The 25,227-nt window shown below is 47.4% G+C and carries 32 protein-coding genes; 3 read left to right on the top strand and 29 right to left on the bottom strand.

The window, feature by feature from the left end; all coding sequences use genetic code 11:
- Window positions 1-13: 13 nt before the first annotated feature.
- From MUB35_RS20445 to MUB35_RS20330, 25 genes are all read right to left on the bottom strand, one after another.
- Complete coding sequence (locus tag MUB35_RS20445; RefSeq protein WP_244806737.1) at window positions 14-1,471, bottom strand: phage capsid protein; 1,458 nt, start codon at window positions 1,469-1,471, stop codon at window positions 14-16.
- A 5-nt stretch (window positions 1,472-1,476) separates the two neighbouring features.
- Window positions 1,477-2,436 (bottom strand): hypothetical protein, encoded by a 960-nt coding sequence (locus MUB35_RS20440; RefSeq protein WP_330588847.1) that lies wholly within the window; start codon window positions 2,434-2,436, stop codon window positions 1,477-1,479.
- 424 nt (window positions 2,437-2,860) lie between these two features.
- Window positions 2,861-3,322, bottom strand: coding sequence for a hypothetical protein (locus MUB35_RS20435; RefSeq protein WP_064786146.1), 462 nt, complete (start codon window positions 3,320-3,322; stop codon window positions 2,861-2,863).
- An 8-nt stretch (window positions 3,323-3,330) separates the two neighbouring features.
- Window positions 3,331-4,236, bottom strand: a complete 906-nt coding sequence (locus tag MUB35_RS20430; protein ID WP_244806736.1) for a ParB/Srx family N-terminal domain-containing protein — start codon at window positions 4,234-4,236, stop codon at window positions 3,331-3,333.
- Complete coding sequence (locus MUB35_RS20425) at window positions 4,203-5,573, bottom strand: putative antirestriction adenine methyltransferase (protein ID WP_244806754.1); 1,371 nt, start codon at window positions 5,571-5,573, stop codon at window positions 4,203-4,205. The genes MUB35_RS20430 and MUB35_RS20425 overlap by 34 nt, the downstream gene beginning before the upstream one ends.
- Window positions 5,574-5,746: 173 nt before the next feature.
- On the bottom strand, window positions 5,747-6,247 hold the full coding sequence (locus tag MUB35_RS20420) for a hypothetical protein (protein WP_244806735.1): 501 nt from the start codon (window positions 6,245-6,247) through the stop codon (window positions 5,747-5,749).
- A 284-nt stretch (window positions 6,248-6,531) separates the two neighbouring features.
- Window positions 6,532-7,149, bottom strand: coding sequence for a MerR family transcriptional regulator (locus MUB35_RS20415; RefSeq protein WP_226973275.1), 618 nt, complete (start codon window positions 7,147-7,149; stop codon window positions 6,532-6,534).
- A gap of 100 nt (window positions 7,150-7,249) precedes the next feature.
- Window positions 7,250-7,489 (bottom strand): ASCH/PUA domain-containing protein, encoded by a 240-nt coding sequence (locus tag MUB35_RS20410; RefSeq protein WP_101872445.1) that lies wholly within the window; start codon window positions 7,487-7,489, stop codon window positions 7,250-7,252.
- A 3-nt stretch (window positions 7,490-7,492) separates the two neighbouring features.
- Window positions 7,493-7,678, bottom strand: a complete 186-nt coding sequence (locus MUB35_RS20405) for a hypothetical protein (RefSeq protein WP_244806734.1) — start codon at window positions 7,676-7,678, stop codon at window positions 7,493-7,495.
- Window positions 7,675-8,043 carry a hypothetical protein gene (locus MUB35_RS20400; protein WP_244806733.1) on the bottom strand — a complete coding sequence of 123 codons (369 nt, stop codon included), beginning with the start codon at window positions 8,041-8,043 and terminating at the stop codon, window positions 7,675-7,677. The genes MUB35_RS20405 and MUB35_RS20400 overlap by 4 nt, the downstream gene beginning before the upstream one ends.
- Before the next feature lie 12 nt (window positions 8,044-8,055).
- On the bottom strand, window positions 8,056-8,688 hold the full coding sequence (locus MUB35_RS20395; RefSeq protein ID WP_118617118.1) for a hypothetical protein: 633 nt from the start codon (window positions 8,686-8,688) through the stop codon (window positions 8,056-8,058).
- A gap of 148 nt (window positions 8,689-8,836) precedes the next feature.
- The gene (locus MUB35_RS20390) at window positions 8,837-9,319 is read right to left on the bottom strand and encodes a hypothetical protein (RefSeq protein ID WP_244806732.1); all 483 of its coding nucleotides are present in this window, start codon (window positions 9,317-9,319) and stop codon (window positions 8,837-8,839) included.
- Window positions 9,320-10,009 carry a hypothetical protein gene (locus tag MUB35_RS20385; RefSeq protein ID WP_244806731.1) on the bottom strand — a complete coding sequence of 230 codons (690 nt, stop codon included), beginning with the start codon at window positions 10,007-10,009 and terminating at the stop codon, window positions 9,320-9,322.
- Between the two features lies 1 nt (window position 10,010).
- Window positions 10,011-11,027: a DUF1351 domain-containing protein gene (locus MUB35_RS20380; protein WP_064786165.1), complete on the bottom strand. Its 1,017-nt coding sequence runs from the start codon at window positions 11,025-11,027 to the stop codon at window positions 10,011-10,013.
- Window positions 11,028-11,040: 13 nt separating this feature from the next.
- The gene (locus tag MUB35_RS20375) at window positions 11,041-11,469 is read right to left on the bottom strand and encodes a RusA family crossover junction endodeoxyribonuclease (RefSeq protein WP_118617114.1); all 429 of its coding nucleotides are present in this window, start codon (window positions 11,467-11,469) and stop codon (window positions 11,041-11,043) included.
- Between the two features lie 9 nt (window positions 11,470-11,478).
- Entirely contained in the window at window positions 11,479-11,874 is a 396-nt protein-coding gene (locus tag MUB35_RS20370) for a helix-turn-helix domain-containing protein (protein WP_064786167.1), read from the bottom strand.
- A gap of 19 nt (window positions 11,875-11,893) precedes the next feature.
- Window positions 11,894-12,547 (bottom strand): replicative helicase loader/inhibitor, encoded by a 654-nt coding sequence (locus MUB35_RS20365; protein WP_118005630.1) that lies wholly within the window; start codon window positions 12,545-12,547, stop codon window positions 11,894-11,896.
- A complete protein-coding gene (locus MUB35_RS20360) occupies window positions 12,547-13,356 on the bottom strand; it encodes a phage replisome organizer N-terminal domain-containing protein (protein ID WP_244806730.1) in 810 nt (269 codons plus the stop codon). The genes MUB35_RS20365 and MUB35_RS20360 overlap by 1 nt, the downstream gene beginning before the upstream one ends.
- Window positions 13,357-13,367: 11 nt before the next feature.
- On the bottom strand, window positions 13,368-14,165 hold the full coding sequence (locus MUB35_RS20355) for a PD-(D/E)XK nuclease-like domain-containing protein (RefSeq protein ID WP_244806729.1): 798 nt from the start codon (window positions 14,163-14,165) through the stop codon (window positions 13,368-13,370).
- 13 nt (window positions 14,166-14,178) lie between these two features.
- Window positions 14,179-15,018, bottom strand: coding sequence for a RecT family recombinase (locus tag MUB35_RS20350; RefSeq protein ID WP_226973273.1), 840 nt, complete (start codon window positions 15,016-15,018; stop codon window positions 14,179-14,181).
- 10 nt (window positions 15,019-15,028) lie between these two features.
- Complete coding sequence (locus tag MUB35_RS20345; protein WP_118315513.1) at window positions 15,029-15,259, bottom strand: hypothetical protein; 231 nt, start codon at window positions 15,257-15,259, stop codon at window positions 15,029-15,031.
- Window positions 15,237-15,530: a hypothetical protein gene (locus MUB35_RS20340; RefSeq protein ID WP_173878298.1), complete on the bottom strand. Its 294-nt coding sequence runs from the start codon at window positions 15,528-15,530 to the stop codon at window positions 15,237-15,239. The genes MUB35_RS20345 and MUB35_RS20340 overlap by 23 nt, the downstream gene beginning before the upstream one ends.
- Window positions 15,527-15,661: a hypothetical protein gene (locus MUB35_RS30520; RefSeq protein ID WP_255779299.1), complete on the bottom strand. Its 135-nt coding sequence runs from the start codon at window positions 15,659-15,661 to the stop codon at window positions 15,527-15,529. Before MUB35_RS30520 ends, MUB35_RS20340 begins: the two co-directional genes overlap by 4 nt.
- Window positions 15,662-15,663: 2 nt before the next feature.
- Window positions 15,664-16,158, bottom strand: coding sequence for a helix-turn-helix domain-containing protein (locus MUB35_RS20335; RefSeq protein ID WP_118617110.1), 495 nt, complete (start codon window positions 16,156-16,158; stop codon window positions 15,664-15,666).
- Window positions 16,159-16,186: 28 nt separating this feature from the next.
- The gene (locus MUB35_RS20330) at window positions 16,187-16,606 is read right to left on the bottom strand and encodes a helix-turn-helix domain-containing protein (RefSeq protein WP_064786182.1); all 420 of its coding nucleotides are present in this window, start codon (window positions 16,604-16,606) and stop codon (window positions 16,187-16,189) included.
- Between the two features lie 234 nt (window positions 16,607-16,840).
- On the opposite strand from MUB35_RS20330, the gene MUB35_RS20325 reads away from it, so the two are divergent.
- The 3 genes from MUB35_RS20325 to MUB35_RS20315 all read left to right on the top strand — a co-directional run bounded on the left by MUB35_RS20325 (window position 16,841) and on the right by MUB35_RS20315 (window position 19,931).
- Complete coding sequence (locus MUB35_RS20325; RefSeq protein WP_118005616.1) at window positions 16,841-17,218, top strand: helix-turn-helix domain-containing protein; 378 nt, start codon at window positions 16,841-16,843, stop codon at window positions 17,216-17,218.
- A gap of 41 nt (window positions 17,219-17,259) precedes the next feature.
- On the top strand, window positions 17,260-17,583 hold the full coding sequence (locus MUB35_RS20320) for a hypothetical protein (RefSeq protein ID WP_244806728.1): 324 nt from the start codon (window positions 17,260-17,262) through the stop codon (window positions 17,581-17,583).
- Window positions 17,584-18,197: 614 nt separating this feature from the next.
- The gene (locus MUB35_RS20315) at window positions 18,198-19,931 is read left to right on the top strand and encodes a recombinase family protein (RefSeq protein WP_244806727.1); all 1,734 of its coding nucleotides are present in this window, start codon (window positions 18,198-18,200) and stop codon (window positions 19,929-19,931) included.
- A 62-nt stretch (window positions 19,932-19,993) separates the two neighbouring features.
- Here MUB35_RS20315 and queA read toward each other — a convergent pair whose 3' ends face one another.
- The 4 genes from queA to pheS form a co-directional block, all read right to left on the bottom strand.
- Complete coding sequence (gene queA / locus MUB35_RS20310) at window positions 19,994-21,019, bottom strand: tRNA preQ1(34) S-adenosylmethionine ribosyltransferase-isomerase QueA (protein ID WP_244806726.1); 1,026 nt, start codon at window positions 21,017-21,019, stop codon at window positions 19,994-19,996.
- A 19-nt stretch (window positions 21,020-21,038) separates the two neighbouring features.
- Window positions 21,039-21,641, bottom strand: coding sequence for a histidine phosphatase family protein (locus MUB35_RS20305; protein WP_033140385.1), 603 nt, complete (start codon window positions 21,639-21,641; stop codon window positions 21,039-21,041).
- Between the two features lie 41 nt (window positions 21,642-21,682).
- Window positions 21,683-24,100 carry a phenylalanine--tRNA ligase subunit beta gene (gene pheT / locus MUB35_RS20300; RefSeq protein WP_244806725.1) on the bottom strand — a complete coding sequence of 806 codons (2,418 nt, stop codon included), beginning with the start codon at window positions 24,098-24,100 and terminating at the stop codon, window positions 21,683-21,685.
- Window positions 24,101-24,163: 63 nt separating this feature from the next.
- Window positions 24,164-25,183, bottom strand: coding sequence for a phenylalanine--tRNA ligase subunit alpha (gene pheS / locus MUB35_RS20295; RefSeq protein WP_033140387.1), 1,020 nt, complete (start codon window positions 25,181-25,183; stop codon window positions 24,164-24,166).
- Window positions 25,184-25,227: the final 44 nt, after the last annotated feature.

Below are 25,227 nucleotides of genomic sequence, written 5' to 3'. Positions count from 1 at the left end.
CACCCCCCCCCCCCTATTCTTCTGTAGGAAATCTGGCTACCGGCTCCGGCATCATGTTCTTTGCCTCTTCCTCCGAGCATCCGAAATACCACGCGAGAAACGCTTCTGTTTTCAGCTTTCCGGCAACCACCATGGACCATCTACGCTGATACTCAGCTTCTGTGTCTTCCAGAACTCCATCGCCCCAGTTGCAGTTCAGCTCCGTTTCTCCGTCTGGAACCATATCATAAAGCAACGCCAGAACTCTCATGGCGTATATGATTTTCTCAAATCCCTTATGCCATGCGTCCTGCATCGCCGTTACCGTATGGTATGACCTCTGCTTTGATACCCGGATTTCGTATGCCGTCTTCTCAATGTCCGTTGGTTCAGACAGTGTGCCGTAGGCAAGACCAACCAGGAACTCTATTTTCATTAGCAGCTTATTCAGTCCCTGGAACAACGCTTCGTGGCGAATCTGCGGTGCATACTCTTTCAGCAGCCCCTTGTTAGTTCCATCCGCATTGTCGAAGTCAAATGTCTTGAACATCCTTTCCTGTCCTGCCGGAAGAACCGGCTTTCCATGCTTATCTGTCTGGAACAACTCAGAATCGCCCAGGATAGCAGCTTCTGTGGCTTTATACTCCCACAATACACGCCCGTACTGAATGTCAGCTTGTTCTATTATCTCCGTAGCTCTGGAGAACACTGATACCCCCAATGGCGAATCCGTATCGATATTGTTTGCCTTTGGTACTTTGATGTACGCAAAAAGTGGCTTGTCGATGTTACCGATAATTACCGGCTCTTCCGACAGGCCCGCCCATTCATCCACCTCAGACAGTGGTACTTCTTTCCGGAATCTATCCCTCACAGCATAGGTCCCATCATCGTTGTACTGGTAAATCTCCTCAGATTTGAACGCCTTGTTGATGATCGTATAGGTCATTCCCGTAAGCTCATGGTATTCAAGCCTGGTATACAGGTAATCTCCTATCTTCTTTCCTTCCACAAACACCGCCGCCGTTATCTCTCCCTTGTTGTTGAACGCACATGGGAAGAAATCCACCGCTTTCACGAAATCCAACTCGATTGCCGTTGGTCTTCCGTTTTCGTCTATGTTCGTCACGAACGGCTTTACCGCAATAGCCCCACCTTCGCAGTATATCTCAACAAATTTGTTCAAGTCCGTAAGCTGGTCTTTCAACTGTTCATTGATGAAAGCAGCCATCGGACTGCCAGTTACCTCCATGCTGAACTCCGTTAGTATCAGCCTGGCAAATTCCTCCGAGATCGCTGCCGGCAGATTCAGAGGAATCACATTGTCTTCTCCACCTCTCCAGGGCGGTTCATTCTTGTACATGTTGTGCCACAGCTCTATGGCATTCTGCATTACTCCGGATTCGCATATATCAACGCCCAGGGCTTTTTCCACACTGTTATTCGGCACCAATCTTCTCAACACCTTTCTCAATATATTTGCAATTCTCAATCAGTTCACCCCGTCTTCTTAATGAATTTCTTTATCCTCTTCTCGAAGCTGTACTCCATAGCATCCAGAGAGTCAATATCACTGGTTCCATCATCCAGACGCTCCAGTTCCATTTTCTTCGGATTCCAAACCGCCATGCTGATAGCTTCGAGAACACTTTCACAATCTGGCGTAAAGAACACACGCCCAGTTGCTGAGAGCGTGGTCATTGTGAAGATACGGTCTGTAATCTTGCACTTGGCAGCATTCGTGACATTGATATTTCCCAGTTCCGCCTCAATCATAGCTTTCTGCAAACCTCGTTTCAGCACCAGTTCCGCAGAATCGCAGTACACATTCGTAATGAATCCGTACCGGTCCAATATCTTCTCAACGAATTTCATAAACATCCGGTTCAAATCATCGGGGTCTGTTCCGTCTGCATCGTGCCATTCAGAGGACAGCACATACAGTTTCTCATATCCCTGGGTAATTCCAGACGCAACAAAAGCGTGGCCGGAGCCGTTACCTCCGAAGTCCACGCCTATATTCAGCTCTATGAACTCTCCACGTTTCGCCATGTCAATCGTCTCTTCCAACGGCACGATGTACTCATCATCCTCCGCCGCTATGGAAGTTGCCAGCTTAACGTATATCAGGCCTTCTGCAATACTTCTCTTACCTTCAATATCTCGGATGTACCAGATGCTGTCCTTGTCATACTGGCTGACAATCTCAGCTATTCTCTGCTTCGGGATGTTGATATTCTCGAAGATATTGAAATGCTCGTAATTGTAACCACCCAGAAGCTCTCCCTTGGCCGCTTTCTCAGCGTATTTGTCAATGTAATCAACGTATATCGCTGCCTTAGGATGGTCTGGGTTCAAGTCCCAGAAGATTTTTCTGTTCTTGGCTGCCAGTTGTCGGTTGAATGCCTCTTTGATGGTGTTGTCATGATGCAGGTTGATCTCGGTTGCAATCCACATACCATATGAGTTACCTCGGATTTTCTTGTAACTATCGGACGCTGCACCTCCAGCGAAGATTACAATCTTGTCTTTGTACCCCGTATCCGGGCCATTTATCAGCAGGCAGTCATTCCCTTTGTACTGAGTCCACCTGCACTGCCCACGAAATATATACTCAAGACCGAACCCATTAGCATCTCCAATGTTCAGCTTAGCATTCGCCATAGTCGAACCAGTCGCCAGGTGGATTCTATCCTTCGTCGTTTTTAATTCGTGAGCAAATGCGAAAACATTATCTACCGTCTTACCGGAACGAACAGCACCTTCCAGGATATTGTAGGTACTGTTCGCACAATTTTTGATATACCGCTTGTGCTTGTCGCTGAAATTGAACCCTATACGCTTGCGCCTGTTGACCTTGACATACGGGTTGGATAAGCCCTTATTCTTCGCCGCCATAAATGTCGGCTTCGATACCCTCCATGTCTTCTATCTCGTAAAGACCAATTTCCTGCTTATCTCTCCAGATGTCCGGCCTACGATTCTTCAACCAGAAACAGCACGCTCCTACGTCCGGTATGATGTCCTCTTCGGTCTCAACCGTCTCTATCTTCGCAGGCTTGGTATTACCGTCTTTGTCCATCTCAATAATTTTCCGGGTTACTTTCGTTTTCTTCTTACTTCCTTTTGCTCGCTTATACAGACTCAGTTCGACTTCTGCATCTGCATACTCTTTTCCGGCGGCCAGAGCCTCTGCAAACTCCGGGTAATCCTTTTTCCAACGGTTGATTGTCCTCGGAGATACCTCGAATGCGTCAGCTAAATCCTCATCCGTACCGCCTCTCATGCACAATACCTTGGCAATTTTTACAAATCTCTCATCATACTTCTGCTTTGCCGCCATTCAACCACCTACTTCCCTGTCAGGTAGTCAGCCGCCCAGTATTCAATCATCTGCCATTTATTCTTACTGGTAATCGTGCCGTCCTTCTCTGCTTTTTTCAGAGCTTTTTTGATTACTTCTGCCGATTCTACCGGAATGGCAGCACTGCCAAATACTTTCGCAAGGTACGTCCAGTCCATGTCCAGGTCAAAACCGGCATCGTCCATTTTCTCATTTGCAGCGTCAATCATGGAGTGGACCGCCGCCCCTACGTTCCGGATATCCGTAAACTGCTGGTACTTATCCAGTGTCTCTACGAACTTTTCACACTGCTCATAGGAGGCAACACCAATAATCTCCGCACAGCTACCGTTCAGATTCTTCATCAGTGCATCCAAGTCTCTGATCTGGTTCGGAAGGAACGCAAACGCAATGGTCTTGAAATCAAACTGAACCGCCGGAGTATTCAGCTTATCAAACTGCTCCAACGGTTCTTCCAGAATCTCTTTCCCAATATAGCTCTCCATCATATCATCGACGTTATCCATCAGCTTCACAATCTCTCTCAGCGTACTCTCATCATCAAATCCGGAGATTGCATTGTGAGCCAACTGCTTAGAAGCTGCCTTGCTTCGGGTCAGTCCGCTCTTATCCAGGATAACGATAATCTCTTTCAGTCCAGCCTCTCTTGCACTCTTTACTCTGTGATGCCCTGAAATAATCTCCAGCTTCTCTCCCATCAGTGCAATCAGAGGTAAGCTCTCCAACTGCCCTCTGTTTTTGATGTTCGCTGTGAGCTGGTCCTGCATCTCATTTTTCATTATCCTGGCATTGATGTCCTGCTCCTTAAGCTCGGCTAACTGCACCTTCGCAATGTACAGCTCCGTACCCATGTCATAAATTATTTCATATTTTGCTTTCTGCTCTTCTGCCACTGTCTTTCCCTCCTTAACCATTCTTCCAATGTTTCCTGCTCTGTTCGGTCAGTCAGCTCCGCTTCGTATGTCAGCTTGAAACCGTTGTTCTTATCCTTCTGCCGGTTTACCAGCTTCATAATGCCCCGGACTTCTTTGTTCTCCGGATACTTCGTCAGCATGGCGGTCCGGACTTTCGTTACCTTCTCACGTTCCAGATCGTCCAGGAGCGTTTCTGTGAAGCAATGATTCTGTGCCAACATATACAGTAGTCTACCGAGCCGATACGTGGTGTGTGGGACCTTCATAACGTACCAGATGAAGAGTGATGTGGCTTGCATCTTTGAAATCCCAAATACGCCCGATACCATCCCGTCAATCAGAACAGCTCTATTGAACGTAGCCGATGAACCAACAAAATTATGCGTCCATAGCTGTCTGTAATACTGTGCCTCTGCTGCCTTAATGGAGATGATCTGTACCTTGCTTTTCTCCGTTATCTCGTAATCTCTCGGCAACATACTACAGGCAATCGGTGCCAGCTTACTTTCGGAAGGTCTTTTGATTTTTTTTCCCTCTGCCAGTGCTGCCGCTTCTTCTCCTCTGTTCGAGGTAATGTAGCTATTCAAATCTGCTCTCGTACCGGCTCTTGCAAATATCGGCTCTCCTACAGCCTCTCCGGTTCTTTTTTCCTGGTAGCAAACAACCAGCGCATTCGCATTCATGCACCGGTCAAACAACTCAACGTGTCCTGTTTCCGGGTCGAACAGCTTATACTCTGGTTCCTTCCAGGTCATTTTCCCCTGTGTGTCATAGAACTTCTCATAGCCGGAGAAGTAGGTCGGCGGATTGGCAATAACCAGCGTGTGGGGATCGTCAAGCACCTCGTCCAGATGATCCCACATATCCAACGGTCGGTATGTCATACCGTACATTTCCTTCTTGATGTTCTCTAAACTCTGCCGGATATGCTCAATGTGTTCCTCTCTTCTGTCTCTCAAATCTTTCAGCAGATTAAAGAAATACTCGTTACCGGCTGTCTTCGATGTTCTAAGATACATCTGAGCATACAAGGCAACCGCCGGGTCCAACAGCTCCTCATCAGAAAAGCTCTGGGCGTGTATCTCCAGTTCGTCAAGCGGCTTGCCCGTAATGGCATACCCCATAACCGAACTCATCATAGACACATCGCTTGTCTCGATCTGCTCCGGCTTATACCCATTCTGGATTGCCAGATTGCTCATGGCGAATGTTCCGGCACATGGCTCTACGAACCTCGTATACCCGTTCTTCGCAGCATTCTTTATCAGATTTACCAAGTATCTCTGCTCCACCGTACCCAAGCATCCCAAGAACATCTCTCCTGGGTCTCTGAAAAATGCCATTGCTTATCAACTCTCCCTTCTCTCGTTGCATTAAAAAGGCACCGTACCCTTTCGGATGCGATGCCGTTGTTTTTGGACCGGAGCCCTGCGATGAACAGGGCCTCAACTATGGAATAGTCGTGTGCTGCCTACACCAGCTCCGGATATTATATTAAAGCGCCCATACCAAACAGACTCATTTGCTGGTAGCCATCATCCGGCTTCGTCTGCACTTCGGGCTTCTTACTTGTCGTTGCTACCTTCTTTCCCTTCGGGGGATTCGGGTCTGGAAGTTCTTCGATAATCTCTCCAGTGTTCTCCACCCACCACTCAGCAAAAACAGTTCTGTGACACCAATCTTCCGGGATTCTCACGTCCTCGTAGCACAGGAGGACCAAATCCTTTCCCTGGGCCGATGCGTCACGTTCCATCTTCATAACCATGTTGATGATTCTGTCCTTGCCTATGCCGTTCAGCTTCTCGTAATAGGCTTTCTTGAAATCTTCCAGGTTCATTCTCAGCATATACCCTTTCGGTGCCAGTGAGTAGCACTGGTTTTCCAGTCTGTACGCCAGTTTGAATTTCGGCGTCCCGATGCTGATTCCTACACAGTAATATTTGCCATCTGCAAGCTCTTTGTTGCTATATCTGCTCGTATAAATTCCCATTGTCCGTCTGCTCCTTTTCCCTTGAAAAACCGTTGTTTTCCATACTTTAATTATACCAGATTACCTACCTAAGTACAGGGAATACAGGCTGTTTACCGTTTTTTAAGAATCCCTTCCTCCGGCTTTGCGGTCCGAAGACCGCTCAGCCATCAGAGAAGGAAAAGTCGATTCACAGTGCTCCATTTTTATGGTGTGACATATGGGCTTTTGGCACTTACTACGTTACCACAGGTATTTTACCCTCGTCAATTCCATATTTTCTACTGTTTTTGAACCCGGTTTTCTCACACACCCAACAGGTACACAGCTATGATCTTGCAGGCGTTCCCGATGTCCTTATAGACAGTCTTCTCACTCACGCATTCCTCACTCGCAATCTGAGCAACCGTCTTTTCTTCCTCCGCTATGTAGTATTCGTACACCTCCCTGTAACACCGCATAGCTTCTGGCTTTTTCGATGTTTCGCACTCCTCCCGGTACGTCTCAATCGCACGCTCTATCCGGTTGATGTAATACATATTCTCCGCCCTGCGTTTTTCTTCTTTCTCTACTACGCTTTCTTGGCTATTGATATGTGCCGAACCCATCAAATCTCTTAGGAACGCCCATCGTTTTTCTACTTTCTCGCCTTCCGTAAATTCTTCGTTTTCCGGGATTTCCCTTTTCAGTCTACGGTAGTCTGATAACAATTTCTTGGTTCTTTTTACCTTATCAGCGTTACTCTGCTCACGTTTTTCGGTCTTTTTTCGCTCTTCTCTGCACATTTTGACCGCTTCTCTCGCAGATATTTCCGCTATCTGTGTCAGTTCTCTCCCTGTTACCTGGTAGATTCTGTTTCCCTCCAGACTCTCCGTTTCCACAGGTACGATTGCTAACAGTTCCTGCTCACTCTGCCTTTCCATATACCGCCATACCTCCTTGACTTTTCTTGCTCTGCTCCATATAATGAATCTATCTACGAACATTTGAGGAGCTGCCATGGGGATATGGCGGCTTTTCTTTTTAACTTAAAATCTGTAACCCAAGTGCCACATAACCTTCCTGTAATCCGATAAAGTCTCTGAGAACATATCTTACTACCGCTCCGATTTCTCTTCCGCTGTATTTGATGTTATCCCATTCTTTCAGAATCAGTACGTCTCCCACCTGGAAGTTTCTGTCATTCTTCCGGATTTCAAACGGTTTATTGCCCTCTATCGTCTCCTGGAAGTATTTCGGGTATGTCTTCAACTCATGCGTCATGCTCTACCTCCGATACTTCTTGCATGAAGCGAAGTGTGAAATATATCCTGCTCCATCTCCACGCTCGCCTACCAGGATTCTTCCTGTCACTACTTCTCCGTCCGGCGTGACGATCTTCTCTTTCCCGGTGCTGTCCTTCTTGTAATTATGCAGTGCCATGTCTACCGGCATATTCTTTCCAGACTTCATCCGCACCCACAGGATTCTTCTGCCACACTGACGGCACGTTCCTTCGCTTGCCCTGTTGATAACAGCCGCACCTTCTTTCCCATTCCTGCCGTTCCGTATCTCAAAGCCTCATTCAAAACCGCAACCATCTCCGTAATGCTGACTGCTATTGCCTGGTTCCGGTTTCTGTCATTGATACTTACCATGCCGGTCTGCAAACTGGCCTTGATTCCGACATCCGTTACTTTCTGATACAGGATTCTCTTCTCTTTCTGAAATGCTCCGGTTCCTTTGAACTTCGTGTATGTGCCCTTCGTCTCAGCGTACACTCCATCCATCGGTCCTTCCTTCGTGTCTGTAACATGCCCTATGGTAAAATCACTCATATCCTTCCTCCTTTACTCCGGCAATGATGTTCCGGTTACCTGCTTTGCTCCTATGTTGCTTAATTTCTTCAACACTTCCGGGATATTCATTCTTTCAATCGTGTCTTTCGCAAGGTTTTCTTTCAAATTCTGTTCCAGTGATTTTATCAGAGATTCCTCTACCTCTCTCTTAGCATTCGCAATCAGCTTTTCAACCTTCTTTCCAAGTTCCTCTTCCAGATACTGACTCGTGAGCAGACCGGCGGCGGATAATTTCCTGTCACTGGAATAACTTGCAATGCGGCCGTCCCTGTCATATCTCTTTTCCGTAAGGAACAGCTCAAATCTCTCTCCCACGTATTCAGACAGAGGCTTGTACGTTACTTCATCGCTCCAGGTGCTTTTCTTTTCCGGGATAACAATCTTTCCAATCTTCTCCTCGCACACATTCGCAATGAACTGGTCTACGGTTGCCTGTATCGTTTCTTCCGCCTCCAGAATCTTCTCTGCAATTTTATTATCCACTGCCTTTACAGCTTCATTCGTTGCCTTTTCCAGAAGGGCGTTTTCCACGCCCTTCACAATCCGTTCTCTTAACTCATCATCGATGGAATATGCCTCTTCATCCATCCAGTCAAGTTCTACTTCGATATTAAATTTTGCCATTCGACTTTTCCTCCTGTTTCTGCTTTTCTGCTTCTGCCGTCATTCTCTGGAAAATACAAAAGCCCTTGCACCTGTCCGGCGGCACTCCGCATGATTTACACGATATGAACAATGACCCATCTTCTTTTCTCGGCCTTTTATCCATTTATTATCCCTTCATTTCCTCTTCAACCTCTGCTCCGCACCGGCAACAGATATTCTGAATCGGCTCGCCCAGTTCTCCTCTGAAAATCTGGATGTTATCCATGGAGATCACTGCCGTACACATCGGGTCATAATGCTCTGCCAGGAAATGCTTGATAGGTTCCGCCGCTACCTCGAACTCCTTCATCAGCTTTTCAGCTTTTTCCTTCTCTTCCTCTTCCGGATGCAGAAGTCTCTCATAATCCGTCCAGCGTTCATCAATGTATCTTCTCTCCAACAGTTTTCTCTTTCCATCTTCCTCGATAACAACCTGGGTTCCTTCCACCGCCAGGATTCTTACCGGCTCGTCCATGTACTTTTCTCTATCAAAAATCGGTACAGGAACCATGAAATCTAAGCGAAACGCACGTTCCATTTCCCATGGCATTGCCTCACGCACCTTATCTGTTCTGATTGCCATTCTTCCTACCAAATCTCTTAAATTCATTTACTCTTCCTCCTCTGGTTCATCATATCCATACTCATCATCTTCGGTGTCGGTTTCGTCTTCCTCAAAGTCACTTGTAATCTCTGTACCATCCCTTGCACCGTCTAAATCGGTTTCATCAGTAAATTGTGTATCTTCCGGGTTATCGCCCGTAGAATCGTCATATACGCTCTCATCTGCATCCTCGTATTCTTCCACCGGGCCAGGAAGTGCATGTTCATCTGCTACCTCTCCCGGAAGTTCCGGGTGTTCGATATACTCCGGACCAATATCCGGCTCGATTCCTGCCGGTCCCGGCTCCGTCACATCTCTGTAGTCTGCATCGAAAATGCTTCTCTGTGTAGTATCAGCAACCGGTCTCATCTCGTACTCCCCGGTCTCCTCATTCAAGAACAGCTCCATCTCAGTGTCCAAATTGCCTTTTTTCATATCCTCAACCTTCATCTGGCTTGTTACCTTGTGACTGAACTTCGGCTTCGCAATCTCTCTGCTCTCTCCAGGAATGTTCGGATTGTAATTCGGTACATACTCTCTCGTGAGTGATACATCCAGTTTCAGTGTCAGCGTTCCTTCCTGGCATTCTTTTTCCTGCATATTACCGAGAAGTCTCTGTAAGACAAAATTCATATCTCTCTTCATGTCATTAAAGGTATCGCCATCAAAATTCAATTCCTTCACAAAATCACTCATTCTACTTACCCGCCTTTCCGAACTGGATATTATGTTCTTTCATGTACTCCTGCAAATCCTTCAACTGCTGGAGCGTGCCAATCGCATAGAATGTTGCCTTATATTTCTTTTCCTCCGGAAGAGCTTCTTTTTCAGCCGGCTTTTCTGCCGGTTCCTCACTCTGCACATCCGCCGTCTTATCCGGAACCGGTGCGTTGTAGCCAGATTCCGAAGCTCTTTCCTCCTGGGCCTGCTGTTCTGCCAGTGCCTTTTCTCTCTCCGCACGTTCCGCAGCATTTTTTTCTGCCTCCTGGCGTCTACGTTCCTCCGCTTCTTTGGCTCTGGCTTCTGCTTCGGCTCTCCGGCGTTCCTCTTCCTCGGCTTTTCTCTTACGGTCTGCCTCCATCTGCTCTTCAAACTTAATCAGACGAGCGTTCTCAGCCATAGCCTGGGACATATCAAGCGTTCTCACGTATACGTCCTTCGCATTCAGCTTATACTTGCTATCCAGTGCGTCAATGGCCGCCAGGTCACTCTTTACTCTCTGAATCTTTTCCTGGATTTCGGTTGCTGCCTTACTTTCCTTGAAGCTCACATTCAGATACTGTGTCTCAAACACTCGCTCAAAAGGAAGTACCTCTGCCAATTCTCCGATTGTCTCAGCATATACATCCTGCAATCTGGCTTTCTTCTCCTCTTTTACGCCGTTCTCATATTCCTTTACCTGCCCGTCAATGATGCTGATCTGCTCCTTGATGAGTACCGTTACATCCTTCAAGTCATTCTCGAATACCTCATACGGCTCCATGCACTTTTTCTTGACAAGCTTTCTTCTGTCCTCGATCTCATTGAGCAATTTTCTAAGGGCGGCTCTGTCATTCTTCGCATCCGATACCGTATCTTCCGTATACACCAAGCCCTGGTATGCTTCCACGATACTTCTGACATTCGCCTCCAGCTCCGCTTTGTTCCAGTCAATCTTCTGCAAGAATCCGTCTTCCGTTGGATTCACGAGTCTTATTTCCATTTTTTCATCCACTGTGAATTTCCTCCTATTCTTCCTTCGACAAATTTATAATCGTCACTTCTACTCTCGGATTCTCCGAGTAGAACTTCCGGCACTGGCAGTCAACAATTTGCGTATCATCGTAATATGCCAGATTGTTGAGGCTGTCAGCGATAATCTTTACTACGTTATCCATATCCGGCTTCTTAGTCGGACGTATCTCTCCAGCCAGCATCGCCGCTCTTTTTTTCTTCGATGCCGACTTAGGAATCCGGTAATACGCCTTAATCCTCATATCCAGCATCGCCTCTTTCGGAAAGCTCTCTGTCCCGTAGGCTGTCTGCCATTCCAGCTTTACCAGATTTTCATAGGACACCGTATCTTTCGGGGTCATGGCGTGACCGGTCTTCGTATTGAATCTCGGTCTGCCCTTCCCTTTCGGTTCCCCGTATACCGTAAACTTTACTTTTTCCATATCCGCCTCCTACTGACTTCCCAGGTTGCTTTCTTCAAGCATGGCCTGGATGCAGTACCAGCTACTCTTCTTTCCTTCTCTCGCAACCTTGATATGTCGGGTTGTATAACCGTTCATTACCAGGATTCCTGCAATAGTCCGCCTGTCCTCCGCACTGAAAATTCTCAGCGTGGCGTCCGGCTTAAACTGCTCATCCGCCGTCTGCATACCAAACAGCTTCGCCGGGTGGACTTCCAGGACCTCTGCAATCTTGATGAGAGAGGATGCCGGGATGTCTACTCTGCCTTTTTCATAATCCGCTACCGCCGACTGGCTCTTGCCGATTGCTTTTCCCAGTTCCTCCATCGTCATATCCTTTTCTGTCCTGCAACTCCGGATATTCGCTCCGATTTCTGCCATATCCATATGTCACTTCACCTCCATGTCACATCTTCCCCTGTAAGTTCCGCATGACCTGTTGGAACTTTGCCCTCGTTTCCTCAGACATTCCAGGTTCTGGATCTGTTTTTTCTTCCTCCTGTTTCTTAACTTCGAGCACAGGCTGCTCTTTCTTTTCCAACTCCAACGCATTGTCTCTCATGCTGGCAATCAGCAACCGGATAGATTCCGGCAGCTTTTTCTCCTCGCTGATTCTCTGCACTGTTGTCCTGTAATTCCGGATAAAATGAGACTGCTCTACTGTCTCAACCCTTTCAGAATCCATCAACGCCCACTCTTTCAGATTTGCCGCACTTCCTACAGCTCTCTGGCAAGCCTCCGGCAGTTTCTCAAATTCTTCCACTGAATGATACCCGGAATTTCTGACCGCCTTTCTTACCAAAGACCATGCCTCCAACTCGCTCATGCTGTTATCCACGCTCTCAACAATCTGCGTTGCCTTTTCTCTGATGTCTGCTATCGTTGGTGGAAATTTCTCTGTCAGCATGTACTTCTGGATTGCTACGTTGGCCTGCTGATACGGAATATCTTTCAGCAACTCAAACCATACATTGAAAGCATCCTGGTCCGGGATGAATGTCGGCTGTGCATATACAGCTTTCATTCCCTTAACAAGCGTTTTGAACTCCTCTCTTGTCATTACCAGTTATCTACCTCACTCACTCTGTTTTGAATCCGGCCCCCGGCTGATCTCTGCGGAATCTGCATCATTTTATCCCAGATAATGCCTTTCCAGTTATTTGACATACACTCCTCAATCAAATCGCACACCCGACCTTCTCCAAATTCTGCCACTTTCTTCTCTACCTGCCGGAGAAGGGATTTCATGCCCTGCTCTTTATAACCTTCCTTGCGTTCAATCTTGTATGTACACCATTCACGCATCTTTTCTCTGATTTCGCCGCCAAGTGCATAATCCGGAGCCAGACGCTCATAGAGCTGCATCGTGTCTTCCTTCTTTACAGTTGCCTTTTTCGGCTTCGGTGGCTTTTCTACTGGCGGTTTCTCCTGCTCCGGTTCCTGCATCTCTGGAATCAATGCCTCCGGCGTCTGGGAGCCGCTCAGTTTCTTCTCATCCTGGATGCGGCGATAATACTTCCTCTGCCGGTCCGCCTCTGTGGAACTCTGCCCGATGAAATTCTGAATATCCATCATGTAGATTGCACCGTTATCCAGCACCTCTACCAACTTCAACTGCTCAAAAATCTTCATCGCACGTTCTACTGTCCCTACCTGGTGCCTCGTAATCGTCGAAATCATCTCTAGGCTATACGGGATATAGTCCTTGTACATCAACCGCCCTTCATTTTTCAGACTCCGCAGGTACATCTTCATCAGTATGTCACTGTACAAATACCCATCTTTCATCCCCTGGAGAAGCAGCATTTCATCAGAATCGAAGAAATCCTCCTTCAATTTCAAGTAGTAGTATTTTTTGTTATCTGCCATCTACTCACCGCCTAAATTCCGGCTACCAGGTTCGTAATTGAAATCGGTCTCTTCAAAACCTTTGTATGCCTACAACAATCGCACATCTCGCATCTGTCCGGTTCAGCCTCTCCGTTCTTCACTCTAAGGATTCTCGGCATATTCATTTCTACCATGTGTTTCGCTTCATCGAGATAATTCTGTGTTACATGAATCACTTCGATGTTTGGCTCTTTTTCCTTCGTTCCGGCCGCAATGTAGAATGGCAGTCTCTCTCCGGTGTTCTGGTACACGATTCCCTGGTATATCGCACCCTGGATATCGTAACCCCAATACCGCACGAAATCTAAATAGCCGATGTCTTTTACCCACTTCAGTTTAGTGATCGATTCCATAACCTTAAGGTCCGTAATCGCGACTCCTCTCACGAAGCTGTCAATTTTGATTTTCCATTCTGCCCCGAACAGCTCTCCGGTCATAATGACCTGCTTTTCTCCGCTCATATACTGCATGAACAGTGGGTCTCTCTCCATTCTGGCGATGATTCTCTCTGCCTGCTTATAATTTGCTTTCAGCTCGCCATTCTGAGTGAACACTTCCGGATTCTCTTTCTTGAACTCTTCGAGTGTTCCTTCAAAGTAGGAATCCACGTAGGAACCTACCAGAAGCGGCGTGGTCTTTTTCTGTGCCCACCGTTCTTCCAGCTTCTCAATGGCCGAAAATTCACACGCCATCTTTCCGTATGTTCCTGCGAAATCCTTATACTGGGACACACTCATATACTTCTCGTTCGCTTCTTTGCTATAATAATTCTCTGCCGTCAAAACCATATGCCACTACCTCCTACGCCTCTTCCAAAACCATTCCGTCAATAACCGGCTCTGCCTGCTTCTGGGCTTTCATCGCTGCAAAAGCGTCTACCGGCTTATCATTCTCCGGCAACAACGCCTGTCCTGTTGTTGCTCCCGGAAGGGACTGCTGATTGAATACCGCATCCCCACCATCTTCGTAGGCTTTCTGCTGCTCTATATTGTCAAAGTCCAAATCAATCAACTTGCACAATCTTCTCAATACCGTTTTCTTGTACATCTCACCAGTGCTGCTTTTCCATGCCTGGCTGTCTTTTGCTTTAGAGTATGTGTTTCTGACATTTTCGATGTCTTCCGAACTCATCGTGTCATACATCATCGAACCATCTTCAAAAACCACAATAGCGAATGCTCCAATCATCTGTTCATTGGAAAACGGCTTCGGTCTGTACTTCACATTCTGTTTGCCTCCATCTACCTCTTCCATGAAGAAATCGCCCTGTCGTACTACTTTCGCAAAAATGTCTTTAATCTTATTTTTGCTGTACCGCTTGCACAATTTGATCTCGCCTTTGTAATCAGTTTGAAAAGTGAGGTTTCCGCCATACGGGATTGCGTAACACTCTCCATTAAAAAAATCCAGTCCCAGATATGCCGCTTTTGCCAGGCAAACCGGGATAGTTTCCGGGTTGATTTTCTCCAACTGTGCTTTCTTCTTATCGTCTTTCATCATATCCTGGATTACCGTAATGCAATTCAGAATGAATCTCTGCTGATTAAAGCCGGCCGGTAACGCTTCTTTGTTTTCGGTCAGCTTCTTCGTCAGTCCGGTTTTTATCGTGCCGTACCACTGTTCTACGGTCATCTGTCCCATATCCTACCTCCTATGCTTCTTCCAGGCTCTCGCCCAGTAATTCAAATATTTCATCAATCGTCATGCCTTTTAGGCACTCCTCGCACACATAACTTCCGCAGCTCTCATAGAATCTGTCGCCCGGATAAATTCCTTCCAGACACTCCGAACAGATATGAACCTCTTTCGGTTCCGGAGCATTCGGGCATCTCGGATGGCAAGGATCCTGTCCGCATATCTCACACATTATCCTCTTCCTCATCCGGCATCTCCAGAACACCGGTCACACTCTGTATCATTTCTGGAATCCACAGTCTTGCAAGTATCGCCGCCGGAAGAATCAAATACTCTCCTCCAAAAGCTACCCTGCCTCTCTGCTCACAAGCCATCACAATACAAAAGCACTGGAAAATTCCCGTGATGCTTATGTATTCTATCCAGCCCAGAACTTCTGCCATATCCACTGCGTAGATTCTGCTCAGTTTCTTCCACAGAACCCTGTGCATCCTACGTCTCATAACTCTGCTTCTCATGCTGTCTGCCTCCGTTCAGTGAAAATTCCGATGTTGATCCCCTTGCTGGACTCAAATCTTTCTATCAGTTCCTCTTTGCTTTCGATTCCGTAATCTCTTTTCAGAATTTCAAGCATTTTTTGCACATCCATACTCACACCTTCTTCAAAAACTTCTCGCCTACGATTTTCAGTTCGCTGATGGACTCCGCAACTTCATCTAAAAAAGCCAGGATCTTTTTCAGCTCCGGCTTCTCCGTTTCATCGATGATTCCATCTTCCGTAATGTCTACAAGTTCTTTTTTGATGCGGTTCAGCTCATCACAATCCAGCCTCTTCATCAGCCGAAGGGCTATCCCTTCCAGGCCTTTCGCCTCTGTTGCAACCGGGAGATAACTGCATATCGGGCATTCATGCTTGCAATACCCGGTTTTCAGCTCCGGTGCATTATAGAGGTCCGCCATGAGAACCACCTTGTCTACCGGAACTACCTTCGTATTTCCAAGCTCATAGTCTGCGAGTGTCGAAACAGATATACCAAGCAGCTCCGCCGCACCTTCTCTGGAGTATAGCCTTTCGTTGTACATTGCCGCCTTTTTTCTGGCAACAAAATATACATTTTCATTGCTTTTCGTAGGGCCTCTTCCCATTTCTTCACACCATCTTTCCTGTTACAATTTAACTGTCCTTAGAGGAATCCTGTTTCCCTTGATATTCCTGGATTCCGAGTGCACCGCTTATCACTTTCATAACCGGCGGCGAATAGCATCTGCCACAGATAATTGCATTCAGATATTGTGTAGAGTAGCCAGTCTTCTCAGCCAGCTCCCCTGTGTTCATATCCAGGTCAATCATGGCTTTTCTTGCATCCATACACCAATCTCTGGTTGCTTCTTTCATGGACGCTGATGCCTTTTCGATATTGAGAAGGTCACTGATTGCACTTGCAATCGAATCCGAGTAAATCCGGCCATTCACAACTCCGGATACCCTGGTTCTTGACTTGCCGATTCTCTCAGCCAAATCGTTGATAGACCAGCCTCGTTCAATCAGACCCTTCTTAACTTCCTTGCCCCAGTCAGTGATATTGCCCTGCATTATGCTTTTCCTCCTTTCTGATGGATTTTTGCATATGTAGTTTACTTTCTCGAAGTAAAATGATACAATTTAACGGTACAAACGTACACTACATACGCAATCACAAACTACTTATGCGATTTAGCACTTCCCATTTGCGAATCATTTGTAGCTTGTGATTGTATTGTAGCTCGAAAACTCGAATTTGTAAAGAGTTTTTCTTCGATTTCTCGAATTATTTTACGGAGGTGCTACATGGAAGCAATCGACAGAATCGAAACAGTTCTCGAACAGAGGGAGCAAACGCCTTATGCACTGTGCAAATTTCTTGGCATTAACCAGTCTTCCTACTCTACCTGGAAGGCTCGAAACACTCTGCCGCCAGCTAAATACATCGCAGACATTGCCCGGTTTCTGCACGTCTCTACCGACTACATTCTGACCGGAAAAGAATCTGCTTACACTGACGTCCAGACCGAAACTTACACCGATGATGAGAAGGAGCTGCTGAGTATTTACAAGGCTCTGCCAACAGAAAAGCGTTATGAATTTAAAGGGGAAATGAAGGGCTACCTCAAAGCTCTTGAGGAAAGCAAGAAATACCTTGACGGTGAAAAAAGATTATCCGTTTAGATTGGTATCGTCGTTTCAGATGATACCGGACAGGAGGGCTTATGGACTCAAAGAAATGCTTTTTCCTGGCCCGGACCGAAGAACAACTGAATTGTGATGCTGCGGCTCTACTGCTCTATCTCTCTTCCTTCTGTTCTTCTCTGGAGGAAGGGCCTGCATCGCTGTCTGCCGGAACCATCAACAAAATAGCACACCTGCGGAAGAAACTCTCACTTTCGGTTCGTGAGTTCTTGCCGTTGGTCCATACCTATTCCGATATTCTGACAGACACCGACTGCCGCCGGGCGTTGGTCTTTGCTCTTGGCGGCAACATCCATGGCATAGCCTCTCTCTGCGAAGGGAGGATTCCTGCATGGAGCAATTAACATCCAATAACAAATTTACTTTTCATGGGGAAGACACCGGCTTGTCGGTAGTAGATTTCTGGTCCTGGGCTTACAGTGATCTGCTCAACAACACAGACCGGGGCGTACTTGCAGAATACATAGTACACAGTGCGTTATTACCCCCCCCGATTCGAAAATGCGAACTGATTGGCTCCCCTTTGATTTGACCAGTCCTACCGGACAGCGAATCGAAGTCAAATCCGCTTCTTATCTCCAATCCTGGGATGAAGCGTACCACGAGCATATACAGTTCAGCATAGCACCTCACAGAGCCTGGGACCCGAAAGCCGGATATTCTCCGGGCGTCAAGCGTCATTCTGACCTCTACGTTTTTTGCCTTTACAAAGCACTGACAAAAGACGTCTCGCCGCTTGCCCTGGAATACTGGGAGTTCTATGTGTTGCCTACCTATGTGCTCAACGAGCAAAAGCCCAACCAGAAAAATATTTCTCTTAATTCGCTGAAAGCTCTAAAACCTTACATAACGGATTTTGCCGGATTAAGGGATGTAATATTGAATTGCCCGACTAAAAGGGCGTAGAAATGAACATGCGCCGTTCTGTAATGGGACGGCGTATTTTTGGAGGAAAAATATGATTTCAAACAGTGCTGCCACTCACGCAAAAGTGGCTATCTACATACGAGTCTCTACACTGCATCAGATCGACAGGGACTCTCTGCCTATGCAGCGTCAAGATTTGATTGCCTACGCCAAGCTGATACTGAACACTGACGATGTGACAATCTTCGAGGATGCCGGGTACTCTGGCAAAAATACCATCCGGCCAGAATTTCAGAAAATGATGTCTCAGCTTCGGACCGGCACGTACACGCATCTGCTGGTCTGGAAGATTGACCGCATCTCCAGAAACCTTCTGGACTTTGCAGAGATGTACCAGGAGCTTAAAAACCTGGGCGTTACCTTTGTCTCGAAAAACGAGCAATTCGACACCAGTACGGCTATGGGAGAAGCGATGCTCAAAATTATCCTTGTCTTTGCGGAGTTGGAGCGTAACATGACCTCGGAACGTGTCACTGCCACTATGATTTCCAGAGCCAGCAACGGGCAGTGGAACGGCGGACGTATTCCTTACGGCTACGATTATGACCCGGAGGAACAGGCTTTCAGCTTCAACTCCGACGAGTACAACATCGCCCATCTGATTCATGACAAATACGAAGAACTCCGCTCCCTGGTTTACCTGGCCCGGTATCTGAACGAACATGGCTACCGGACTCGTGCCGGTAATGACTGGTCTCCTGTCTCTCTGGATATTATTCTTCGCAGCGTATTCTACTGCGGCGATTACCAGTACAACCGCCTTAAGGAAGGGGACCGGCAACGTCCTAAGGATAAATCCGAATGGATTACCGTGAAAGACCACCACCCGGCCATCGTAAGCCGAGAACAGAAAGAACGTATCCTTGCACTCCTGGAATCCAACCGCAGGCTCAAATCATTTCGTAAGAGTGGCAAGAGCAAATACACGCACATTTTCTCCGGCCTGCTCATCTGTGGAAATTGCGGTCAACCTATGACGAGTTCCATTTCCACCGTAAAGAAGACTACCGGCAGACGCTATTCTCTCTACTTCTGCCCTACACACCGAAAAAGTAAGCTGTGGTGTACTGGAAAATCTACCTCAGACCCAATCATTGGCGAGTTCGTCTTCAACTACATTCTCAATATGCTCAACGCTCAAAAGGCGTTCTCTCCGGAAACGAGCATACAGAAACTGGAACAGCAGCTACTCTCTGGCGATACCTTCTCCCCAGTGGTTGCCATTGCCCCGGACGGATTACAGGATCTGTTTCATACGCTCCGCACCGGCACTGTCAAAGGCGAAGTTTTCGGAAAAGACGTCAAAATCAAAACAGACTCTGAGCCGCCGTTGCAGCTATCGAAGCTCAAAAAGGAAAAAATCCGTCTGGAGAGAGCTATTGACCGTCTGAACAAGCTGTTTCTCTATTCCGAAAAAGCCATGTCGGAATCCGAATACCTCACTCAGAAGATTCAGCTTTCGGACTCCCTGGAAGAAGTCGAGGACAAGTTGGCGTTCCTGGCATCAGAAGACAGCCTGCAACAGTCTATCACTGATGATGAATTTATCGCCAAGGCAAGCAACTTCATACTCTCCCAGAAGCTCACTGACCGAAATTACGTCAGCTTTCAATCGCTGAGTGCTACCGTTTCTCCAGAGGTCCTTGATTCTTTTCTCAGCAGCATCATAGACAACATCGTTTTCAAAGACGGAGCCGTTCACTCTATTACATTCCGCAACGGATTATCTCATACGTTCATCTACAAAGAAAAGCCAGAGGTTTAATCACCCCTGGCTTTCTTCATATCTCCATAATCTGTTGTATCGCTATTTTGTAGTGAATCACTCTACAAAATCATCATCGCATCTCCAAACGAAAAGAACCGATACCTCTCCTTCACCGCTTCCTCATAAGCCTTCATAATATTCTCTTTCCCCGCCAAAGCCGAGACGAGCATCAGCAGTGTAGATTCCGGCAGATGGAAATTGGTGATCAGTCCGTCAATGATCTTAAACTGATACCCCGGATAGATAAAGATCTCTGTCCATCCGCTTTTTGCCTGAAGGTTTCCGTTCTCATCCGCGGCGGATTCCAGGGTTCTGCAGCTTGTAGTTCCCACGGAAATGATCCTGCCGCCGTTTTTTCTGGTTTCATTGATCAGTTCTGCCTGGTCTTCCTCCACCACGTAGAATTCCGAATGCATATGATGCTTCTCCACATCATCTACTTTTACCGGGCGGAAGGTTCCAAGCCCTACATGCAGTGTGACATGGGCAATATTGACGCCCATCTGCCGTATCTCCTCAAGCAGCTCCTCCGTAAAATGAAGGCCTGCGGTAGGCGCTGCGGCACTCCCTTCCTTCTTCGCGTAAACGGTCTGGTATCTGTTTTTATCCTCCAGCTTGTGGGTGATATACGGGGGAAGAGGCATCTCACCCAGCTTATCCAGGATTTCCTCAAAAATCCCTTCATAACTGAATTTGATCAGACGGTTTCCCTCCTCCACCACATCAATGACTTCCCCTGTGAGAAGTCCGTCACCGAAACGGATGACCGTGCCCGGTTTTGCCTTTTTTCCGGGCTTTACCAGTGTCTCCCACACATTGTCGCCTTTTCTTTTCAGAAGCAGTATCTCAATCCCTGCATCGGTTCCCACCTTGCTTCCGTACAGACGGGCGGGAATGACCTTCGTGTCATTGATGACAAGGCAGTCTCCCGGGTTCAGGTACCTGGTGATATGTTTAAAATCCGTATGCTCGATCTCTCCTGTTTCCCGGTCCAGATGCAGCAGCCTGGAAGCGGAACGGTCGGCAAGAGGGTCCTGCGCGATCAGTTCCTCCGGCAGATCATAATAAAAATCTGATGTCTTCATTTTTTCTCCTTTATCCCTGTCAGCCAAATACAACATCCTCTTCCAAAAGCTCTGCCCTTCCGTCTGCGACCTCCACAATATTTACGCCGCAGTTTGGCGGAACACAGCCATGCCAGAAATTTCTGATCTCCGCATCCGGATAGACATTCTGTAAAAGTGCCCGCACGGCGCATCCGTGGGACGCAATGAGCAGTGTTTTATCCTGCAGTTTTTCCCTGCATATAAGCTCCTGGAAAAAGTCCTTTGTCCTTGTGCAGATTTCCCTGATACTCTCCCCACCCTTCGGAGGCTCATACACCTCTGTATGGTGGAAAAAATTATCCAGCATATGGGCAGGCAAAAGGGCGGAATCCCGCCCTTCCCATTCGCCGAAGGAGATTTCCCGGAGACGTTCATCGTCGTATATGGGGATATTCCTTCCGGCCAGTATCAGTTCTGCAGTCATTTTAGCCCGTTTTAACGGGCTGGTAAAGCAGAGGTCAAAGGGAATTTCTTTTAAAGCCTCCCCTGTCCGCTTTGCCAGAGTAATGCCGTTTTCATTCAAATCCGTGTCAGAGGCCCCCTGAAGCCTTCTCTGGACATTCCAGGAGGTTTCCCCGTGACGGATAATATAAAGCTTCATATTACCTGCTCTCCTAAAATTTCTGCAAACCGCGCTTTGTCTTATTTACGCAGTTCTATTCCAAGGCCCTCAAGCCCGTTTAAGATTTTCTTCATGGCTGCTGTGATCTCAGCCTCCTCCAGTGTCTTATCTTTTGCACGGAAGGTTACAGAGTATGCCAGTGACTTGAATCCGTCTTTGATCTGGCTTCCCTCATAGATATCGAAGAGTTTGTAACTCTCCAGAATCTTGCCGCCGCGCTGTACAAGTACATGCTCAATCTCTCCTGCCAGTACGTGTTTCGGCACTACCATACTGATATCGCGGCTCACTGCAGGGAATTTGGCGATTCCTTCGTATTTCCTGTCAAAAGTTGCGAACTCCAGAATAGCCGGAATCTCCAGCACTGCAACATAAGCTCTCTCGCCAATGCCGTAGGTGTCCGCTACAGCCGGGTGTACCTCACCCAGATAGCCGATCACGGTTCCCTTGTAGATGATGTCAGCCTGGCGTCCGGGATGCAGGAACGGTTTGCCTGATTTCGGGTCATATTCCTCTTTCTCATGCATTCCGATCTTATCCAGGAATTCCTCCACAACACCTTTCATGGCAAAGAAGTCACCGGCACCGTACATGCCGAGAGTGAACATCATTCTCTCCTCCGGCAGATCCTTAAGGGGCAGTTCCTTCGGCAGATATACATTGCCCAGCTCATAGAGACGCACATCTTTATTTCTTCTCTTATAGTTTGTTCCCAGAGACTGGAGCATACCGTTCAGCGGTGTGGTTCTCATAATGCTGAAATCTTCGCCTAAAGGATTGGAAATGGTGATCACTTTACGAAGCGCATCCTCTGCCGGGATCAGCAGCTTGTCAAATACCTTGGGGCTTTCAAAGGAATAGCAGTATCCCTGTGAAAATCCGTTGCACTCTGCCATATCTCTCGCAACCTGCTCAATACGCAGCTTAAACGGCAGTTTGCCCGTGGTAGCTTCTCCCTTAGGAAGTGTGGTAGGAATATTGTCGTATCCGTAGAAACGTGCCACTTCCTCCGCAATGTCCGCGGTACGGAAAATATCCGCGCGGAAAGTAGGCGCTACGATCTCATTTGTCTTCTCGTCATATGCCAGCTCCACTTTTGCAAGATAGGAGAGCATTTCCTCCCTGGAAAGTTCTGTACCCAGCAGATCGTTTATTTTCTCCGGCTCAAATGCAACACGGACCGGCTCTTTCACTTTTGCATACACATCAACCATTCCGCCCACAACTTCACCGCAGCCAAACTCTTCAATCAACTGGCAGGCTCTGTCAATGGCTGCCTGCGCATTGTTGGGATCAAGGCCCTTCTCGAATTTGCCGGAGGCATCTGTCCTGAGTCCCACTTTCTTGCTGGAAAGGCGGATATTTACACCGTCAAAGCAGGCAGCCTCAAATAATACCGTACTTACGCTGTCTGTGATCATGGAGTTCTCTCCTCCCATGATACCTGCAATTCCCACCGGCTTTCTGCCGTCGCAGATCATCAGCACGGAATCATCCAGAACACGTTCCTGTCCGTCCAGTGTCACAAACTTCTCATCCTTAGAAGCGCGGCGCACAATGATCTCCTGTCCCTCAATCGTATCCATATCGTAGGCGTGCATGGGCTGTCCGTATTCTTCCATCACATAGTTGGTGATATCCACCAGATTGTTGATCGGACGGATACCGTTTGCCGCCAGGCAGCGCTGTATCCATTTTGGTGAAGGGCCGATCTTAACATTCTTTACCACCCTTGCGCAGTAACGCGGGCACAGATCCTTATCTTCCACGGTCACCTTGATGTAATCATGGGCGTCCTCCTGATTTCCTTTTACTTCCACAGCCGGAGGAATGAATTTCTTATTGAAAGTTGCTGCTGCCTCCCTTGCAATACCGATCACACTGTAACAGTCCACACGGTTTGAAGTGATCTCATATTCAAATACCACGTCATCCAGACCCAGCGCGTGAATAGCACTCTCACCGACCACAGCGTCCTCCGGAAAAATGTAAATACCGTATTCCGGAGCTTCCGGATAAAATTCCCTGGTGGAACCCAGCTCCTCAATGGAGCACATCATGCCGCAGGACTCAATGCCGCGCAGTTTCCCTTTTTTGATCAAAACACCGCCCGGTGTCTTTTTGCCGTCGTGACCGCCTGCGACACGGCCTCCGTCCAGAACGACAGGAACCTTGTCACCCTCTTTTACATTCGGCGCACCGGTCACGATCTGAACTGTCTCTGTTCCCACATTGACCTGGCAGATGATCAGCTTGTCCGCGTCCGGATGGCGTTCGATCTTCTCAATCTGTCCGATGACGATTTTATCCAAATCCGCATCCAGCTTCTCAAAGCCTTCCACTTTGGTTCCGGATAAGGTCATTGCATCTGTATATTCCTGTGCCGTAACGTCCAGATCCGGCACATACATTTTAATCCATGATAAAGATGTATTCATTGTTGTTCTCCTCTATAATTATTATTCTGCCTCAGGATCTCCTGATCATTTTCTTCTCCGCGATCAGAACTGTTTCAGGAATCTGGTGTCGTTTTCGTACAGAAGTCTCATATCATCAATCTCATATTTCAGCAGTGCAATACGCTCCAGTCCCACACCAAAGGCGAAGCCTGTGTATTCTTCCGGATCAATGCCGCACATCTCAAGAACATGAGGATGTACCATGCCGCAGCCCAGAATCTCGATCCAGCCGGAGCCTTTACAGAAACGGCAGCCTTTGCCTCCGCATTTGAAGCAGGAGACATCCACCTCTGCGCTCGGCTCTGTGAACGGGAAATGATGGGGACGGAATTTTGTCTTTGTCTCCGGTCCGAACAGCTCTTTTGCAAATTCTTCCAGCGTTCCTTTTAAGTCTGCAAAGGTAATGTGTTTGTCAATGACAAGTCCTTCAATCTGGTGGAAGGAAGGAGAATGGGTTGCATCCACCTCGTCGGAACGGAACACGCGTCCCGGTGCGATCATACGGATGGGCAGTTTTCCCTTTTCCATGGTACGCGCCTGTACCGGGGAAGTCTGGGAACGCAGGCAGATCTTATCATCAATGAAGAAGGTATCCTGTTCATCTCTTGCAGGATGTCCCTCCGGAATGTTCAGTTTTGTGAAGTTGTAGTCCATGTACTCCACTTCCGGGCCTTCCACCACTTCATAGCCCATACCGATGAAGATACGCTCCACTTCCTCCAGCGCTATGGTGTTGGGATGTCTGTGGCCGATTTCCATTTTCTTAGCCGGAAGAGTAACATCGATCACTTCTGCTTTCAGTTTTTCTTCCATAACGGCTGCTTCCAGCTTTACTTTTGTGTCTTCCAGATGCTTTTCAATCTGGGCACGTGTCTCATTTACCCACTGTCCGACCTTCGGCCTGTCCTCAGCAGCTACCTCTTTCATACCCTTTAAAACTGCTGTCAGCTCTCCTTTTTTTCCAAGGAAAGCAACACGTACATCGTTTAATTTGTCCAGGGAATCCGACTCCTGGATGCGCTTTGCAGCTTCTTCCTGAATCCGCTGTAATTTTTCTTTCATGGTTATCTCCTTATGATTTTATTTCTGACAATAAAAAAAGACCC

This window comes from Blautia sp. NSJ-175, assembly GCF_022867815.1.
Lineage (GTDB): Bacteria > Bacillota > Clostridia > Lachnospirales > Lachnospiraceae > Blautia > Blautia celeris.
The sequence above is the reverse complement of the archived record's forward strand: the minus strand, read 5'-3'. Positions and strand labels throughout refer to the sequence as shown.